Source organism: Peribacillus aracenensis, from assembly GCF_025175645.1.
GTDB classification, from domain to species: domain Bacteria; phylum Bacillota; class Bacilli; order Bacillales; family DSM-1321; genus Peribacillus; species Peribacillus aracenensis.
The window spans coordinates 1-15,972 of record NZ_JANZMJ010000032.1; the positions used below are offsets into that span (position 1 = coordinate 1).

Annotated in this window: 16 protein-coding genes; 15 read left to right on the forward strand and 1 reads right to left on the reverse strand. The window is 35.9% G+C overall.

The features are described 5' to 3' along the window. Positions 1 to 237: 237 nt before the first annotated feature. From N0M92_RS23185 to gnd, 15 genes are all read left to right on the forward strand, one after another. Positions 238 to 588, forward strand: a complete 351-nt coding sequence (locus tag N0M92_RS23185; RefSeq protein WP_260288064.1) for a PadR family transcriptional regulator — start codon at positions 238 to 240, stop codon at positions 586 to 588. Then, positions 575 to 1,384 (forward strand): permease prefix domain 1-containing protein, encoded by an 810-nt coding sequence (locus tag N0M92_RS23190; protein WP_063574951.1) that lies wholly within the window; start codon positions 575 to 577, stop codon positions 1,382 to 1,384. Before N0M92_RS23185 ends, N0M92_RS23190 begins: the two co-directional genes overlap by 14 nt. Further along, positions 1,371 to 2,213, forward strand: a complete 843-nt coding sequence (locus N0M92_RS23195) for a permease prefix domain 1-containing protein (RefSeq protein WP_260288065.1) — start codon at positions 1,371 to 1,373, stop codon at positions 2,211 to 2,213. Before N0M92_RS23190 ends, N0M92_RS23195 begins: the two co-directional genes overlap by 14 nt. 854 nt (positions 2,214 to 3,067) lie before the next feature. Further along, positions 3,068 to 3,544 carry a GNAT family N-acetyltransferase gene (locus N0M92_RS23200; RefSeq protein ID WP_260288066.1) on the forward strand — a complete coding sequence of 159 codons (477 nt, stop codon included), beginning with the start codon at positions 3,068 to 3,070 and terminating at the stop codon, positions 3,542 to 3,544. A 254-nt stretch (positions 3,545 to 3,798) separates the two neighbouring features. Next, entirely contained in the window at positions 3,799 to 4,635 is an 837-nt protein-coding gene (locus N0M92_RS23205; RefSeq protein ID WP_260288067.1) for an aminoglycoside 6-adenylyltransferase, read from the forward strand. 160 nt (positions 4,636 to 4,795) lie between these two features. Then, positions 4,796 to 5,125 (forward strand): hypothetical protein, encoded by a 330-nt coding sequence (locus tag N0M92_RS23210; protein ID WP_260288068.1) that lies wholly within the window; start codon positions 4,796 to 4,798, stop codon positions 5,123 to 5,125. Between the two features lie 154 nt (positions 5,126 to 5,279). After that, positions 5,280 to 5,570 (forward strand): DUF6980 family protein, encoded by a 291-nt coding sequence (locus tag N0M92_RS23215; RefSeq protein WP_260288069.1) that lies wholly within the window; start codon positions 5,280 to 5,282, stop codon positions 5,568 to 5,570. 382 nt (positions 5,571 to 5,952) lie between these two features. Continuing rightward, entirely contained in the window at positions 5,953 to 6,648 is a 696-nt protein-coding gene (gene vanR / locus N0M92_RS23220) for a vancomycin resistance response regulator transcription factor, VanR-F/VanR-M family (protein WP_260288071.1), read from the forward strand. Further along, entirely contained in the window at positions 6,641 to 7,753 is a 1,113-nt protein-coding gene (locus N0M92_RS23225; protein ID WP_260288072.1) for a HAMP domain-containing sensor histidine kinase, read from the forward strand. The genes vanR and N0M92_RS23225 overlap by 8 nt, the downstream gene beginning before the upstream one ends. 102 nt (positions 7,754 to 7,855) lie before the next feature. Then, positions 7,856 to 8,767 carry a VanY-A/VanY-F/VanY-M family D-Ala-D-Ala carboxypeptidase gene (gene vanY, locus N0M92_RS23230; protein WP_260288073.1) on the forward strand — a complete coding sequence of 304 codons (912 nt, stop codon included), beginning with the start codon at positions 7,856 to 7,858 and terminating at the stop codon, positions 8,765 to 8,767. Continuing rightward, positions 8,764 to 9,336: a VanZ family protein gene (locus N0M92_RS23235; protein ID WP_260288074.1), complete on the forward strand. Its 573-nt coding sequence runs from the start codon at positions 8,764 to 8,766 to the stop codon at positions 9,334 to 9,336. Before vanY ends, N0M92_RS23235 begins: the two co-directional genes overlap by 4 nt. A 371-nt stretch (positions 9,337 to 9,707) precedes the next feature. Then, on the forward strand, positions 9,708 to 10,439 hold the full coding sequence (locus tag N0M92_RS23240; RefSeq protein WP_260288075.1) for a GntR family transcriptional regulator: 732 nt from the start codon (positions 9,708 to 9,710) through the stop codon (positions 10,437 to 10,439). Next, entirely contained in the window at positions 10,432 to 11,976 is a 1,545-nt protein-coding gene (gene gntK, locus N0M92_RS23245) for a gluconokinase (RefSeq protein WP_260288076.1), read from the forward strand. Before N0M92_RS23240 ends, gntK begins: the two co-directional genes overlap by 8 nt. A gap of 18 nt (positions 11,977 to 11,994) precedes the next feature. Beyond that, entirely contained in the window at positions 11,995 to 13,341 is a 1,347-nt protein-coding gene (locus N0M92_RS23250; protein WP_260288077.1) for a GntP family permease, read from the forward strand. A gap of 77 nt (positions 13,342 to 13,418) precedes the next feature. Further along, a complete protein-coding gene (gene gnd / locus N0M92_RS23255) occupies positions 13,419 to 14,822 on the forward strand; it encodes a decarboxylating NADP(+)-dependent phosphogluconate dehydrogenase (RefSeq protein WP_260288078.1) in 1,404 nt (467 codons plus the stop codon). Between the two features lie 237 nt (positions 14,823 to 15,059). Here the strand turns inward: gnd and N0M92_RS23260 are convergent, their stop codons facing one another. After that, positions 15,060 to 15,404, reverse strand: coding sequence for a hypothetical protein (locus N0M92_RS23260; RefSeq protein WP_260288079.1), 345 nt, complete (start codon positions 15,402 to 15,404; stop codon positions 15,060 to 15,062). Positions 15,405 to 15,972 lie beyond the last annotated feature (568 nt).

Genomic DNA, 15,972 nt, shown 5'->3' on the forward strand with positions numbered 1-15,972 from the left:
CATGGGTTAGTAAATCTATATGAACGATATACAAAACTACGTCAGACTTAAACTGAACCGCCGTATACCGAACGGTACGTACGGTGGTGTGAGAGGTCGGAGGCTAGGCGCCTCCTCCTACTCGATTTATGGCACTAACGGGGCAGGATAGTTCATTAAGAACTACCCGTTTTTTTTTAATGAATACCTTGCATTATATAGTAATATAAAATATATTTATACCAAGAGGTGGATAATTTGGAAATTAATAAAGAAGTCTTAAAAGGGCATATAGACACTCTCATCCTTTCTCTTTTACATAAGAGGGATATGTACGGCTATGAATTAGCCAAAATTGTTCGAGAAAAGAGTGATGACCAATTTGAATTAAAAGAGGGTACGCTTTATCTGTCTTTAAAGAGATTAGAAAAGAATAAATGGATTTCTTCTTACTGGGGGGATGAGAAAGGACCAGGAGGAAGAAGAAAATATTACAAACTTACATCAATGGGTGAAGAAGGATTTAAAGAAAAGCGTTTGGAATGGGAATTTGTAAGAGATGTGATTGATTCGTTTTTGGATTGGGGGAGAAAAAATGAAAGAAATTGAAGCATTTGTTGATTCGGTTTATCAAAATGTTGGCGGAAATAAAAAAGAAATACAAGAATTAAAAGATGAAATGAAAGGTCATTTATTAGAGGCTGTTCACGAGTTGAAATTAGAAGGAAAGTCTGAACAAGAAGCAATTGAAATTTCCATTGAACGTTTCGGCGGAGAAAAAGAAATGCGTTCTATTGTTGGTCAGTTGTTTAAAGCACAAAGAACATTTGCAAAATGGGTACTTTATACAGCATTAACATTCCTTTTAATTAGTTTTATCGGATATGGTATTCTTATTCCACTTGAAAGGAATCAACAAAATGAGAGTTATCAATTTAGTTCACAAATCCTTGATAGTTTAGGTAATACAATAACCGAGCAAGCTAAAACGGATATTCAAAAAATTGTACAAGAAAATGAAAACATTACAGGAGTAACCATTAGTGCTGTTGAGGTTACCAATTATGGTAATGAGACATTTTATACTACTGTAAGCGAAGAACCAGAATATAGTTTTAGAGAAAAACCAATATTTAACCACTTTATTACTTATCGTGCTGATGGTACAGGTAACGAAAATTGGGATGTCATGGTTGAATCAAAAGGTTATGTAGAAACAGCATATACTGCATTGTTTCTAAGTGTATGTATTTATTGGGTACTGTTTGCAATTTGGGCAATCATTAACGCTTATCATCATAGACGATTGAATGCTGGTTGGGTTATTGCTTTTGCTTTATTAAATGTTGTAGGGTATCTGTTTTTCCGTTTTATTGGAAAGGGGATAAAAAATGAAACAAATTGAAGAATACGTTCATTCGGTTTACCGAAATGTTGATGGAGATAAAGAAGAAATTCAGGAATTAAAAGAGGAAATGCAATCGCATTTATTAGAGGCTGCCCATGAGTTAAAAGAAAAGGGAGTATCAGAAGAAGAAGCGAGCAGAATGGCTATTGAAAACTTTGGAGATAAAAAACACATGATTAAAGGATTATCAGAATTTTTTAGTGTACAAAAGAGATTTGCTCGTTATATCTTATTATTTTCATTGGTTTCACTTGTGCTAGGAGCTATCATTTTTGTAAATACCTCCTTAGAAATATATAATTTCAAGGAAGAAAGAAGCATCATCATGAACGATGTGTTAACCATTGTAGGTGATGATGATGTGATTTCTGACTCCAAAAAAGAGGATATTCAAACTCTTTTCGACGAACATAAGGATCATTTGAATTATCTTGCATTATTTAACACAGAAGAGAACGCTCAATTAAAAGATTGGTTGAAAGATTTTAATATAACACAAAAACCTTCTACCACTTACCCCATTGAATATCAGTATGCAACATTTATGATTGAAGATCCGTATGAAATTTTTAATAAAGAAGGAATTGTTAGCGATGATTATGATTTAGGAACAGTGGCGAGTACAAAGGATAATTGGATTGTTCAATATGAATATAAGGATACCTACCAGAATGTTATTGAAGCAAATAATTCATGGGCATTAGGAGATTACATGGATATTTTTCAGCTGCCGATTTTGTTCTTTGTAGTGTTTGGGGTTCTAATTATTGTTTGGGGATTCTTAAAAAAATATCATAAAACATATTTAAAAGGACTTATAAACTGAATTTCTTAATGAACTAACGGGTGCATTAGCTGAAGATCAGAGCTGTCTTTAAGGCAGCTTTTCTTATGGAACTATCGGGGCAGGTTAGTTCATTAAGTATGATGAAATCGAACTGTTACGTAATAAATTAATAAGTAATTTTTATGAAAATAGAGTTTAGAAGCAATGTATTATGAGATTCACTAATCTTTCATTTATTGGTAAAGTAAGAAAGAGGTGATTTACTTTTGAAAAAGCTTCCCAGGTATACACAAAGTTTTATTTTCACTCTATTTTTTCTTATTTTGGCTTTAGTCTCTTTTAGCATTTTTCAAAATTCTAAAGCTTTCCCAATTCTTTTTGGTGCTTATTCCCTTTTCAACTTAGCTTGTGGTTTATATTATTTAAGGCAAAGACAGACTCAAAGGTAAGACAAATTAGCCCATGCTGAGATTTTTCCATATTCACCGTGCATTTTTGGTCCACCATTTAGAAAAATCTTCTTTGAAAATATGAATCAAGATATCCTAATAATGGGCTTCTGTATATCCGGCCGCGTACGGACCTTATATGATTTAGAGGCCATCCTGGCATCTTAGGTAAAGGCGAGGGTAAAACCGTCTTTTTTTTTGTCACAAAACTCAACAAGTAGGTGATTACATGAAAACTTGGATGAAAATACTTATTGGTTTAGTATCAATTCTTATAATCGCAATGATAATTGGAATTTTAAGCTTTTATTCAATTTAAGTTAGCTGAAATCGGAGCTGACTTTAGGCAGCTTTTTCTTAATGAACTAAAGGGGCAGGTTAGTTCCATAAAGGGTTTTACGGTAAAATATACCTATTCTAATATAGAGAGAGGTACATTAGAAAATGATTATTATGAAATTTAAGGAAACTGATATTGAAGAAATTGTTTCTTTATTTTACGAAACAGTTCATTCAGTTAATTTGAAGGATTATTCGCAAGAACAATTAGATGTTTGGGCAACAAAAGAGGAAAAAGAATCGAAAATCAATTCGTGGAAAATTTCATTAGGTCAAAATATATCATTTGTTGCAAAAATTAATCATAAAGTAGTGGGCTTTAGTGACTTGACCTATGACGGGTACTTAGATAGACTGTTTGTTCATAAAGATTTTCAAGGTCAAGGTATAGCTTCAGCATTAGTTGATATGCTTGAAAGTGAAGCGAAAAAGCTAAACCTTTTAGAAATTTATACAGATTCAAGCATTACAGCTAAACCATTTTTTAAACATAAAGGTTACAATATTGTTCGTTCACAAACTGTTGAACGTAAAGGTGTCAAATTGACTAATTTTAAAATGAGAAAAAAATTAAAATCCTAATCTTTTTAAAGCTAACGGGTGCAATAGCAATAGATCAAGACTGTCATTCGACGGTCTTTCTTATGCAAAAAATGGAGCAAGTTAGTGATATAAATAAAATCAACTTTTATACATTATTAAGTTTTAATCTTAAAATAATTGGAGGAGTTAGGATGTCAATAATAGATCATTTTATATAACGTTGTTTATTACTAATCAGAGGACCTCCTAATAGAAATACGTATTAAGAAATTAAATATTTAGGAGGAGAAAATATGCGTTCAGAAAAAGAAATGATGGAATTGATATTACGAGTTGCCGAGAAAGATGAGAGAGTACGAGCTGTTGCATTGAATGGTTCTCGAACGAATTTTAATGTACCTAAAGATTCTTTCAGAGATTATGATATTGTTTATCTTGTATCTGACTTTCAATCGTTTCTAATTAATCCTGATTGGGTAAATGTTTTTGGGAAAAGAATAATAATGCAAACACCAGAAGATATGGCAATGTTTCCACCTGAATTGGGTGGGAGATTCACCTATCTAATGTTATTTGAGGATGGTAATAGAATTGATTTAATGCTGATTCCGATTGAGGAAAAAGATACTTATTGTTCTGAAGATGGATTAACACTAATTTTATTAGATAAAGATGGAAATATGCCTAAGCTTTCTGAACCAACAGATAAAGATTACTGGGTAAAAAAGCCTTCTGCTGAATTTTTTGCTGAATGTTGTAATGAATTTTGGTGGGTTTCAACTTATGTAGCAAAAGGGTTATGGAGACAAGAAATACTTTACGCTTATGACCATTTAAGTAGTGTAAGAGAAATGTTACTAACAATGCTTGAGTGGAAAGTTGGTATAGAAACCAATTTTTCATTGAGTGTAGGAAAAAACAGCAAGTACCTAAAGTGCTACCTTGATAACGACATTTGGGAAAGATTGATGAAAACATATCCTAATGGAGATTACGAACAAGTTTGGAATTCGTTGTTTGAAACAATTGACTTGTTTGAGCAAGTAGCTATTGAAGTAGCTAGTATTCTCGAATATCAATACCCTTCTGAAGACGCGAATAAGGTTAAACAATACCTTACTAATCATTAAACTCAATATTTGTGAAGGTATACACTTAAACTAACGGGTGCGTTAGCTGAAGATCAGAGCTGTCTTTAAGGCAGCTCTTTCCTTATACAACTATAGGGGCAGGTTAGAAGGATTTTACTTTAATAAGACGAACTTTTCTATATTTTAAGGAGTTTTGCTTATGAAATTTACATTATTTATTGAGGCAAGTAATTCAGAAGAAACTAACAAACACTTAGATGATTTTAAGAAATTTACTGCTAATTATAAAGTTTTCATGTCTGTTTCCGAAATAGAAAAGTATTGGAAAATTGATGATATGTACAAGGTTTTTCTTGATATAGATGAATCATCTGAATCTAATGTAAAACCAATGCTAAATAATATTGCATCTAAATGGCTGGAACTTCCCAACGAATTTTTAGCTTCAAACACTATGGATGGCTGTGAAATTTATATTCCAAACCTTCATATGATAACTCTTGTGCTAATTAAAAACCATGCTTGTTAAACAAACGGTGCTTTATTTCAATAAGGAAGGTTGCTGAGGTAGCCTTTTTCTTATGGCACTAACGGGGCAGGTTAGCTCAATAAGCGACTATGATAAAATTACAATAAACAATATACATAGAAACCAATAAAGGGTTTAATTCAAGGAGATTTTTATGAATAATCACTGCTGCGAAACTATGAAAGACCAAGTTAATATTAAGTGCAAGATTGATTGTCCAGACATTTTGATTACCTATGATAAAAAGTTTGATGAATATGGGTTAATAATCCACGATGGAGGCAGCTCAAGTATAGAGATAACCTATTGTCCCTGGTGTGGCTCGAAATTACCTGATTCTAAAAGAGATTTATGGTTTGAAATCCTTGAACAGTTAGGATTTGATGACCCTGTTGAGCAATCGATTCCAGAGGAATTTAAAACAGATAAATGGTATAAAAAATAGTAAATGAGCAGAAGATTAACTAGCTTGTTGAGAGATGCTTTGGGAGCTTTTTTCTAATTTAAAACAAAATTTGTGAAGGATTGTACTTAAACTAACGGGTGCGTTAGCTGAAGATCGGAGCTGTCTTTAAGGCAGCTTTTTCTTATGGAACGGGGCAGGATAGTTCAAGAGTACATATTGATTTGTCAACAATTGGGCCAGATTCTTGGGAGAAAAAAAAGATATAATAGAAAATAAAATATAAGCTCTAAATTATGCCATGTTAGTTAAGATTCTGCTGATAAGGCATCCTCACCAAAATATCGAGTTTTTTAAAGGGTGCAGCTGTGTAAGGTTTGATGAAGATAATAATTCACTGAATGTTGATATAGGAGTGGAATAGATGAAACGTATATCGATTTTAATTGCTGATGATGAGGAGGAAATTGCTGACCTTATTGCAATCCATCTAGAAAAAGAAGGATACAATGTCATTAAAGTACATAATGGGCAAGAAGCCATACATGTTATCCAGACTCAATCAATTGATTTGCTAATTTTGGATATTATGATGCCGAAAATGGATGGATATGAAGTAACCCGTCAGACTCGGGAACAATATAATATGCCTATCATTTTTTTGAGTGCGAAAACTTCTGATTTCGATAAGGTACATGGATTAGTGATTGGAGCAGATGATTATATGACTAAACCATTTACCCCCATTGAATTGGTTGCTCGTGTGAATGCTCAATTGCGGCGCTTTATGAAGTTGAATCAACCCAAAGTAGATAATAAAGCTATCTTGGAATTTGGTGGAATGGTGATTTCTCCTGATCAACGTACAGTATTGCTCTATGGTGAAAACATCGAGCTAACGCCGAAAGAGTTTGATATTTTGTATTTATTAGCCAGTCATCCAAAGAAAGTTTATAGTGTAGAAAATATTTTTCAGCAGGTTTGGGGTGATGCATACTTTGAAGGTGGTAATACGGTAATGGTGCATATTCGTACCTTACGGAAAAAACTTGGAGAAGATAAAAGGAAAAACAAGTTAATCAAAACTGTTTGGGGAGTGGGGTATACATTCAATGGCTAAATTTATACACAGTTTTCGCTCCAAAATAATCGTATTATTTGGTTTAAGTATGCTTCTTGGTGGTATTATAACTTACTTAATCTTTAAAGGACTGCAGCTTTATTATCATACGAGGGTTCGTTGGGGTGACCCATTGGCCCAACTTCGTGAATTCATAGACAGTATTGGAGACTTTAACTTCTTTTTTGTACTATTTATCTCACTTTCGATATTGTTTTTCTATTTACTCACTAAGCCCTATTCTACCTATTTCAAGGAGATATCAAGCGGAATTCATTATCTCGCTCGTGGCAACTTTAAACATCGGGTTTATATCCAATCAAATGATGAATTTGGAGATATTGCACAAGCAATTAATCTTGCAAGTGAAAAATTAGAAGAAGCCATACAAAGAGGCGATTTTTCTGAAAACAGTAAAGAACAGTTAGTTGTAAATTTGGCTCATGATTTGCGTACTCCCCTAACTTCTGTTTTAGGTTATTTAGATTTAATCCTTAAGGATGAGAAGTTGACTAAAGAACAAGTCAGACATTTTTTAACGATTGCCTTTACTAAATCTCAGCGTTTAGAAAGACTGATTGATGAATTATTCGAAATAACTAGAATGAACTATGGCATGTTACCAGTTGAAAAAAGGCAAATTAATTTAAGTGACCTACTTCTTCAATTAAAAGAAGAATTGTATCCTGTTTTCGAGAAAAATGATTTGATCGCCCGAATGAATATTCTTCCCCATTTACCTATTTTGGGTGACGGAGAGATGTTAGCTCGTGTGTTTGAAAATCTTTTAACCAATGCAAATCGCTATGGATATGATGGTCAGTTTGTAGATATTAACGGGTTTGTTGATGCAGGAGAAGTGGTTGTTCAGGTTATTAATTATGGAGATAGTATTCCTCCGAATGAACTTCCATATCTTTTTGATATGTTTTATACCGGTGACAAAGCACGAACTCATCAAGAAGATAGCACAGGTCTTGGTTTATTCATTGCAAAGAATATTGTGGAGCAACATAATGGAACGATTACGGCCGAAAGTAGTTTAATACACACTGTATTTGAAGTTCGTTTACCGCAGGAAAGTGTTACAATTGACCAAGTTTAAAAATTTTCATAAAGGATTTAAGAAAAATTTAAATTTTACCCTACTCTTTTTTTAAAAAAATTTTCCTATTCTAGTATCTATAAGAATAAGGAGGAACTTGAAATGAAGAAGTGGGGATTTTTATTGTTGTTAGTATTATGTCTGAGTTTTGCATTTGTCAATAAAGAATCGTCTTTTCAAGAGGTTCAAAGATATGAAAAAAGTAACAATGATCAATTAGGTAATAGAGAGACCTCTGAAAGTTTCCAAACGATAGAAATTACAAAAGAACGGGTCTTTCAAGGAAATTTACTTTTGGTTAATAATGAATATCCGATTCACAAAGAGAGTATAAAATCAGATGTTGTAAATTTATTTACGCATAAAGAATTGACAAAGGGATACGGGTTGCTTGATAACGAAATTAAATTGTCAGAGGATATTGCACATGAATTTTCGGCGATGATGGCTGCTGCAGAAAAAGAGGGGGTTCGCCATTTTACAATTAATAGTGGCTTTCGAGACTTTGATGAGCAAAGTGCACTTTACCAGGAAATGGGGTCTGACTATGCCTTGCCTGCAGGCTATAGCGAACACAATTTGGGTTTATCACTTGATGTAGGATCAACTCAAATGAAGATGGATGTAGCACCTGAAGGAAAGTGGATAGGAAAAAATGCTTGGAAATACGGCTTTATTTTACGGTATCCAAAGGATAAAACAGAAGTTACTGGAATTCAGTATGAACCTTGGCATATTCGCTATGTTGGATTGCCGCACAGTGTAATTATGGAGGAAAAGAATTTTTCTTTAGAAGAATATTTGGATTTCCTAAAAGAACAAAAGTCCATTTCAACTACTATACATGGTGAAAAATATGAGATCTCTTATTACCCTGTAACCAAGGATACGACCATTCATGTGCCTTCCAATCTTCATTGGGAGATATCAGGCAACAATATGGATGGTGTAATTGTGACGGTGTTTCCCAGAACAATACATACTAATCTCAAGGAAGTAAGGACGGTGAAATGAAAAAAACGAAATTAATGAACAGAAGGGTTATTGTACTAGCACTATTTGTCTTTTATATGTACGCATTGCTTAGAATCATTCTATTTAAGTTCCGTTGGAGAGATATGACCTTTCTCTGGCATCAACTTCAGACGAATCTTGGGAACCCTGATATTCTCATGTACCAATTGCAAAGAGGTAATTTTTTCCCGTTTAAAACAATATTCATTAATATTCAGAGTCTATCATGGTGGCATGATTTTAGTAATTTGGTGGGGAATATCGCATTGTTCATCCCATTTGGAATGTTTCTCGTATTTTTGTCTAAAAATAAAGGAATGTCATTCATAGGCGTATTAGCTGGATCTTTGAGTTTAAGCTTATGCTTGGAATGCTTACAGGTAGTTTTTTCTCTCGGAATTTTTGATGTGGATGATCTAATACTAAACACCTCTGGGGGATTGCTTGGCTATTGTGTTATCAAGCTTTATGACAAGGTTTATAGTAAATTTATAGGGAATACATCAAGCATTGTCCAAGATAGAGATATTGTTGAAAAACAGGAGGCGGGTGAACCGTACCATAAATAATGGGTTCTTGTTATTTAGCTAAACGGGAAACGATACTAGAAACTGCCGTGGAGTAGCCGTTATTGTGTTAAACCAGCTAATAGAGGCTCAGAAGTTATTCCAGAATTCGGAGCGATTCTTGAATAAGGTTCGCCTTTCTTATGGAACTAACAGGTGCATTAGCTGAAGATTGGAGCTGTCTTTAAGACAGCTTTTTCTTGTGGAACTAACGGAGCAGGTTAGTCCGTTTCATTATTTTCACCAGAATCTTATATCATTTTGACTTATAGTAACGAGAATCCGGTTACATTCAAAATGCTTGCATTATTCATTATTATTATTATAAAATACTTGTATACAAGTGTACTTGAACTCAATTGGAAGGTGAATTTATGGCTGAATCAAAGGAGTTTCTATATCCTGTAAAATGGCTTTCAAAAGCTTCAGCAGGTGATCGTGTAACATCCGAGCTAAGAATGCGCATTATTTCGGGGTTGATTGAAAGCGGTGCCATCCTATCTGAAAATAAAATAGCTGCCGATTTTGGTGTAAGCCGCTCACCAGTTCGTGAAGCTTTAAAAATATTGGCCTCTGAAAATATCATCCGATTGGAAAGAATGGGTGCGGTTGTCATTGGTTTAACAGAAAAAAAATATGCAGAAATTTATGATGTGCGTATACTCATCGAAACGTTTGTATTTGAACGGTTAGTAAGGATGGAAACGAATGAATTAGTGATGGAACTTAGTAAAATACTGGAAATGATGAAAATTTCCATAAAATATCGAGATGCTGATGAGTTTTCTTATCAGGATGTCCTCTTCCACGAAACGATCATTCGGTCTATCGATCATTCCTACATCCTGATGATTTGGGATAATTTAAAACCTGTGATGGAAAGTTTGATTCTTCTATCCATGCGCAGTCGTTTTAAAGAAAAGTATGAAGACTTTACACGGATCATAAATAACCATCAACTTTATATTGATGCAATCAGGACAAAAGATCGGGACCTCATGATTAAGTCGCTACATGAAAACTTTGATGATGTTCAAGAGAAAGTTGAAGACTTATGGACGGCCCAACAGATGCTTTCAAAAGGAGTCGAACAAGAAAATGACTAGCTATATGTTAGGTGTAGACATCGGTACAACAAGTACAAAAGCGGTATTATTCACGAAAAAAGGCGATGTCATCGAGCAGGAGAATATTGGTTATCCTCTTTACACACCGGATATGACAACAGCGGAACAAGACCCTGAAGAGATTTTTCAGGCCGTTTTGAAAGCCTTTACAAATATAACGAAGCAGCATCCAGATAAACAGATATCATTTATTTCATTTAGCAGTGCGATGCATAGTGTTATAGCCATGGATGAAAATGACCAGCCGCTGACCCGTTGTATCACTTGGGCAGATAATCGCAGTGAAGCTTGGGCCCATAAAATAAAAGATGAATTAGATGGGCATGAAGTTTACAAACGGACCGGAACGCCGATACACCCGATGTCTCCATTATCCAAAATCGCCTGGATCGTGAATGACCGTCCAGAGATCGCAACCCATGTTAAAAAGTATATCGGGATTAAAGAATATATCTTTAAAAAGTTCTTTGATCAATATGTTGTCGATTATTCTCTTGCTTCATCGATGGGCATGATGAATCTCAAAAACTTGGATTGGGATGAGGAAGCCTTAAGAATTGCCGGAATAACGCGCGGGCAATTATCTGAACTCGTGCCAACAACAAAGGTCTTTAACAACTGTGACCCGGATTTAGCCAAACAGATCGGGATTGATCCACAAACCCCCTTTGTCATTGGGGCAAGTGATGGTGTCCTTTCAAATCTAGGTGTAAACGCTATCCGAAAAGGTGAAATCGCTGTCACGATTGGGACAAGCGGTGCGATTCGGACGATTATAGACGAGCCGAAAACCGACGAAAAAGGAAGAATCTTTTGCTATGCATTAACGGAAAAGCATTGGGTGATTGGCGGGCCGGTAAACAATGGCGGGATGGTCCTTCGCTGGATACGCGATGAATTTGCTTCTTCCGAGGTAGAAACGGCTAAAAGGCTTGGCATCGACGCTTATGAAGTCTTGACCAAGATTGCCGAACGTGTAAGACCAGGCGCCGATGGATTGTTATTCCATCCATATCTCGCAGGTGAACGTGCACCATTATGGAATCCGGATGTACGGGGATCATTTTTCGGATTAACACTCTCGCATAAGAAAGAACATATGATTCGAGCGGCTCTAGAAGGAGTCATTTACAATTTATATACAGTATTTTTAGCCTTAACCGAGTGTATGGACGGTCCCGTGACCCGAATTCAAGCTACTGGTGGCTTCGCAAGGTCGGCTGTTTGGCGGCAAATGATGTCCGATATTTTCGAATCGGAAGTCGTGGTTCCAGAAAGCTACGAAAGTTCGTGCCTGGGTGCTTGTATATTGGGGTTATATGCCACAGGGGAAATTGATTCCTTCGAAGTAGTTTCTGAAATGATAGGCAATACCCACAAGCACACACCGAAAGATGATTCTGTAAAAGAATATAGGCAACTACTGCCGATTTTCATTAACCTATCAAGGGTATTGGAAAACGAATATACACAGATCGCGAATTATCAAAGAAACTTAATCAATGCTACAAAGTAAAGACATGGGGGAATTACAATGCCGTTAGTTATTGTCGCTTTAGGAATTGTCGCATTATTAATTTTAATAATGGGTTTAAAATTAAACACCTTTATTTCCTTGATCATTGTATCGTTTGGAGTGGCTTTAGCGCTTGGGATGCCACTTGATGGAATTGTCAAAACCATTGAAGCTGGGTTAGGCGGAACACTCGGTCACTTAGCATTAATCTTTGGACTTGGAGCGATGTTGGGTAAGTTGATCGCAGATTCAGGCGGCGCGCAGCGCATTGCCATGACCCTTGTTAAAAAGTTCGGTGAAAAGAATATTCAATGGGCAGTCGTTGCAGCATCATTTATTATCGGTGTCGCATTGTTTTTTGAAGTGGGATTAGTATTATTAATTCCAATTGTATTTGCAATTTCAAGGGAATTGAAAGTTTCGATATTGTATCTTGGTATTCCAATGGTAGCGGCATTATCCGTAACACACGGTTTCTTACCGCCGCATCCAGGGCCAACCGTCATCGCGGGTGAATATGGTGCAGACATTGGTCAGGTTTTACTTTACGGCTTCATTATTGCGGTTCCAACCGTTATTTTAGCTGGACCGGTATTTACGAAGATAGCTAAAAGATTAGTACCTGAATCATTTACGAAAACAGGCAGCATTGCCTCTTTAGGAGAACAAAAATCATTTAAACTTGAAGAAACACCTGGATTTGGGATCAGTGTATTTACTGCTTTACTTCCGGTTATATTAATGTCAATTGCTACGATTATCACTTTGATGCAAAAAACAATGGGATTTGAAGATAATGGTCTACTAGCAGCTATCCGTTTTATTGGTGAGGCCGGTACTTCCATGTTGCTTTCCTTATTATTTGCGGTCTATTCAATGGGTTTGGCAAGAAAGATTCCAATGAAAGATATTATGGAATCCTGTACATCAGCAATCCTGCATATCGGGATGATGCTTTTAATCATAGGGGGCGGAGGAGCCTTCAAGCAAGTATTGATTGACGGCGGTGTAGGTGACTATGTAGCTGAATTGTTCAAAGGAACATCATTATCACCAATCTTGCTTGCCTGGATCATCGCGGCAATCCTGCGTATTTCCTTAGGATCTGCTACCGTTGCTGCCTTAACGACAGCTGGTTTAGTAATTCCGATGTTAGGTCAGACGGACGTTAACCTTGCTCTAGTTGTGCTTGCTACAGGAGCGGGAAGCTTAGTCGCTTCACACGTTAACGATGCTGGTTTCTGGATGTTTAAAGAGTATTTTGGTTTAAGCATGAAAGAAACATTTGCAACGTGGACCTTGCTTGAGACGATCATTTCAGTAGCTGGATTAGGATTCATTCTATTACTAAGCTTATTTGTATAAGCCTTTCCCGGCAGTAAATCCCCCACTATGGCAGGGATTTACTGCCTATTATTCTTACATAGAAGGAGCAGAAATAAATGTACAATACAATTGGTGTCATTGGTTTAGGGGTAATGGGCAGTAATATCGCATTAAATATGGCTAGTAAAGGGGAACGAGTAGCTGTCTATAACTACACAAGAGATTTAACGGATCAGCTTGCAGCTGAATTGGATATTCAGTCGCTCCATCCGTATTACGAAATCCGAGACTTTGTTCAGTCACTGGAAACTCCAAGAAAGGTTTTTCTAATGGTGACTGCGGGTAAGCCGATCGACTCGGTGGTCAATTCATTGCTTCCTCATCTTGAATCAGGCGATATTATCATGGACGGCGGTAACTCCCATTACGAAGATACTGAACGCAGATATGATGAATTGAAATCTAAAGGAATCAGTTATTTGGGAATTGGTATTTCTGGTGGAGAAGTCGGGGCATTAAAGGGACCTTCAATCATGCCGGGTGGAGATAAAGGCGCCTATGAAAAAGTAGCTCCGATTCTGACAAAAATCGCAGCACAGGTAAATGCTGACCCTTGCTGTACCTATATCGGTCCAAAAGGAGCAGGTCATTTTGTAAAAATGGTACATAACGGGATTGAGTATGCAGATATGCAATTAATCGCCGAAGCCTATACATTTTTAAGAGAAAAGTTGCATTTGGAAGTCCATGAAATTGCTGACATCTTTGAAACATGGAATCAAGGCGAACTGAAAAGTTATTTAATCGAAATCACTGCTGAAATTTTAAGGAAAAAAGATGATGTAACGGGCTTACCCTTGATCGATGTGATTCTTGATAAAGCAGGACAAAAAGGTACAGGCAAATGGACCAGCATGCAAGCTATTGATAACGGAATACCAGTTTCGATTATTACAGAGTCTTTGTTTGCTCGTTACATTTCCGCTTTAAAAGAAGAACGGGTTAATGCAGAAAATATTTTAACAGGCCCCGAAAACAATCAGCAAAAATTGGATAAAAATGAGTGGATTGACTATATTAGACAAGCATTATATATGGGGAAAGTTTGTGCATACGCGCAAGGTTTTACTCAATATAAAATGACTTCTGAACTTTACGGCTGGGATTTGCCTTTAAAGGATATTGCGCTGATTTTCCGCGGTGGTTGCATCATTCGTGCCGAGTTTTTAAACGTCATTAGCGAAGCCTATCAAGAGCAGCCGAATCTGGCTAATTTACTAATATCACCGTATTTTACCGAAAAGGTTACGGACTACCAGGTAGGATTGCGAAAGGTTGTCTGTGAGGGAATAAATTCCGGTATCTCGTTTCCATGTTTAAGTGCTTCACTCACTTATTACGATAGTTATCGAAAAGGCATCTCTAATGCTAACCTTTTGCAAGCACAACGTGATTACTTTGGTGCACATACCTATGAACGACGTGATCTGGCAGGAATCTTTCACACAAACTGGCAGTGATGGAAAGTAACAAAGACACAGTCATTTTTCAATAATCGTTCGTACTTTACTTCAATAAGAGAGCTGCTTTGGCAGCTCTTTTTCTTATGTAAAAAAAAGGGGGTGTAAGGAGGTGAGCGAGACTCCGGGCGGGATAAGCTTGTCCAGAGGAGACCTCAAATGCTGTAGACAAACTCGGTTTTCATCGAGTTTGTCTACAGTCTGGAAGCCTCTAATTAAAGAGGTTGGAAATATGAGTTATGTCATTTTAATTGGTGCATTTAATTGATGATAATCCCTATATGATCGATATGATACAATTTTTTTATCCTGATAATGTCCATCCAACTGCAAAATTTTAAATCTATTGGTTTCTAAATAATAATTATACCCGTTTGTTTCTAAGTTATGGAAGGTATAAGGAATTCCAAGCATTTGTTTCTTGGTGACTTTTACATCAGGGTGATGTTGTATATAATAGGCTAATTGTTGTACAGATGTTGATGGATTGTCTGTGATATTAAATAATGTTTCCTTAATATTAGTTTTTAAATTCAAAGTAGTTTTTGCTTTATGTTTGGTTTTGTTGGAACGCCTTGCCATAAATATCACTCCCTACTCTGATTTATAGTTAAAAGATGTATTATGTTATTACCAATCAGCAAACGGAGTAAACACAAATTTGAAACCTGGTGGGAACTTCTGCTAAAGGAGAAAGTCTTGGTAGAAAAGATAATGTTTTTTGGTAGGTTTAATGCCCATTTTAAGTGGTATATAAAGGATATAGTTTTATAGCAGTTTATTCCCCTTGCTCCCTTAATTATGTTAGGGATTTTTTACGAAAGAATATCGTTTCAAGAATAATGTCGACAAGTAGCACATATTCTTCTTTTGATTATTACTAATTATTTCTGCATACTAAAGGAGTGATATATCATGAGGCAAATGTGTATTTACTGTTTTAAATGGGCTGACATAGATACGATGACACCAATTTTTGAACAAGGTAGGGAGTTCGTCAATTTTTATTGCGAAGATTGTGTTACTGCTGTTATGGATAGTTTATTTAAGCTCCCATACAAACATGGTCGTTCCTATTCCGATGTATGCGAACAATCAAGAATACACTAGCATCAAGCAAAGCTTTTAAAAGTTAAGGATTGCTCATAGG

Bases quoted from the DNA above. Each gene is read 5' to 3' on its own strand.
- N0M92_RS23190 (WP_063574951.1), top strand. From the start codon at position 575: ATGAAAGAAATTGAAGCATTTGTTGATTCGGTTTATCAAAATGTTGGC.
- N0M92_RS23195 (WP_260288065.1), top strand. From the start codon at position 1,371: ATGAAACAAATTGAAGAATACGTTCATTCGGTTTACCGAAATGTTGAT.
- N0M92_RS23200 (WP_260288066.1), top strand. From the start codon at position 3,068: ATGATTATTATGAAATTTAAGGAAACTGATATTGAAGAAATTGTTTCT.
- N0M92_RS23205 (WP_260288067.1), top strand. From the start codon at position 3,799: ATGCGTTCAGAAAAAGAAATGATGGAATTGATATTACGAGTTGCCGAG.
- N0M92_RS23210 (WP_260288068.1), top strand. From the start codon at position 4,796: ATGAAATTTACATTATTTATTGAGGCAAGTAATTCAGAAGAAACTAAC.
- N0M92_RS23215 (WP_260288069.1), top strand. From the start codon at position 5,280: ATGAATAATCACTGCTGCGAAACTATGAAAGACCAAGTTAATATTAAG.
- vanR (WP_260288071.1), top strand. From the start codon at position 5,953: ATGAAACGTATATCGATTTTAATTGCTGATGATGAGGAGGAAATTGCT.
- N0M92_RS23225 (WP_260288072.1), top strand. From the start codon at position 6,641: ATGGCTAAATTTATACACAGTTTTCGCTCCAAAATAATCGTATTATTT.
- vanY (WP_260288073.1), top strand. From the start codon at position 7,856: ATGAAGAAGTGGGGATTTTTATTGTTGTTAGTATTATGTCTGAGTTTT.
- N0M92_RS23235 (WP_260288074.1), top strand. From the start codon at position 8,764: ATGAAAAAAACGAAATTAATGAACAGAAGGGTTATTGTACTAGCACTA.
- N0M92_RS23240 (WP_260288075.1), top strand. From the start codon at position 9,708: ATGGCTGAATCAAAGGAGTTTCTATATCCTGTAAAATGGCTTTCAAAA.
- gntK (WP_260288076.1), top strand. From the start codon at position 10,432: ATGACTAGCTATATGTTAGGTGTAGACATCGGTACAACAAGTACAAAA.
- N0M92_RS23250 (WP_260288077.1), top strand. From the start codon at position 11,995: ATGCCGTTAGTTATTGTCGCTTTAGGAATTGTCGCATTATTAATTTTA.
- gnd (WP_260288078.1), top strand. From the start codon at position 13,419: ATGTACAATACAATTGGTGTCATTGGTTTAGGGGTAATGGGCAGTAAT.
- N0M92_RS23260 (WP_260288079.1), bottom strand. From the start codon at position 15,404: ATGGCAAGGCGTTCCAACAAAACCAAACATAAAGCAAAAACTACTTTG.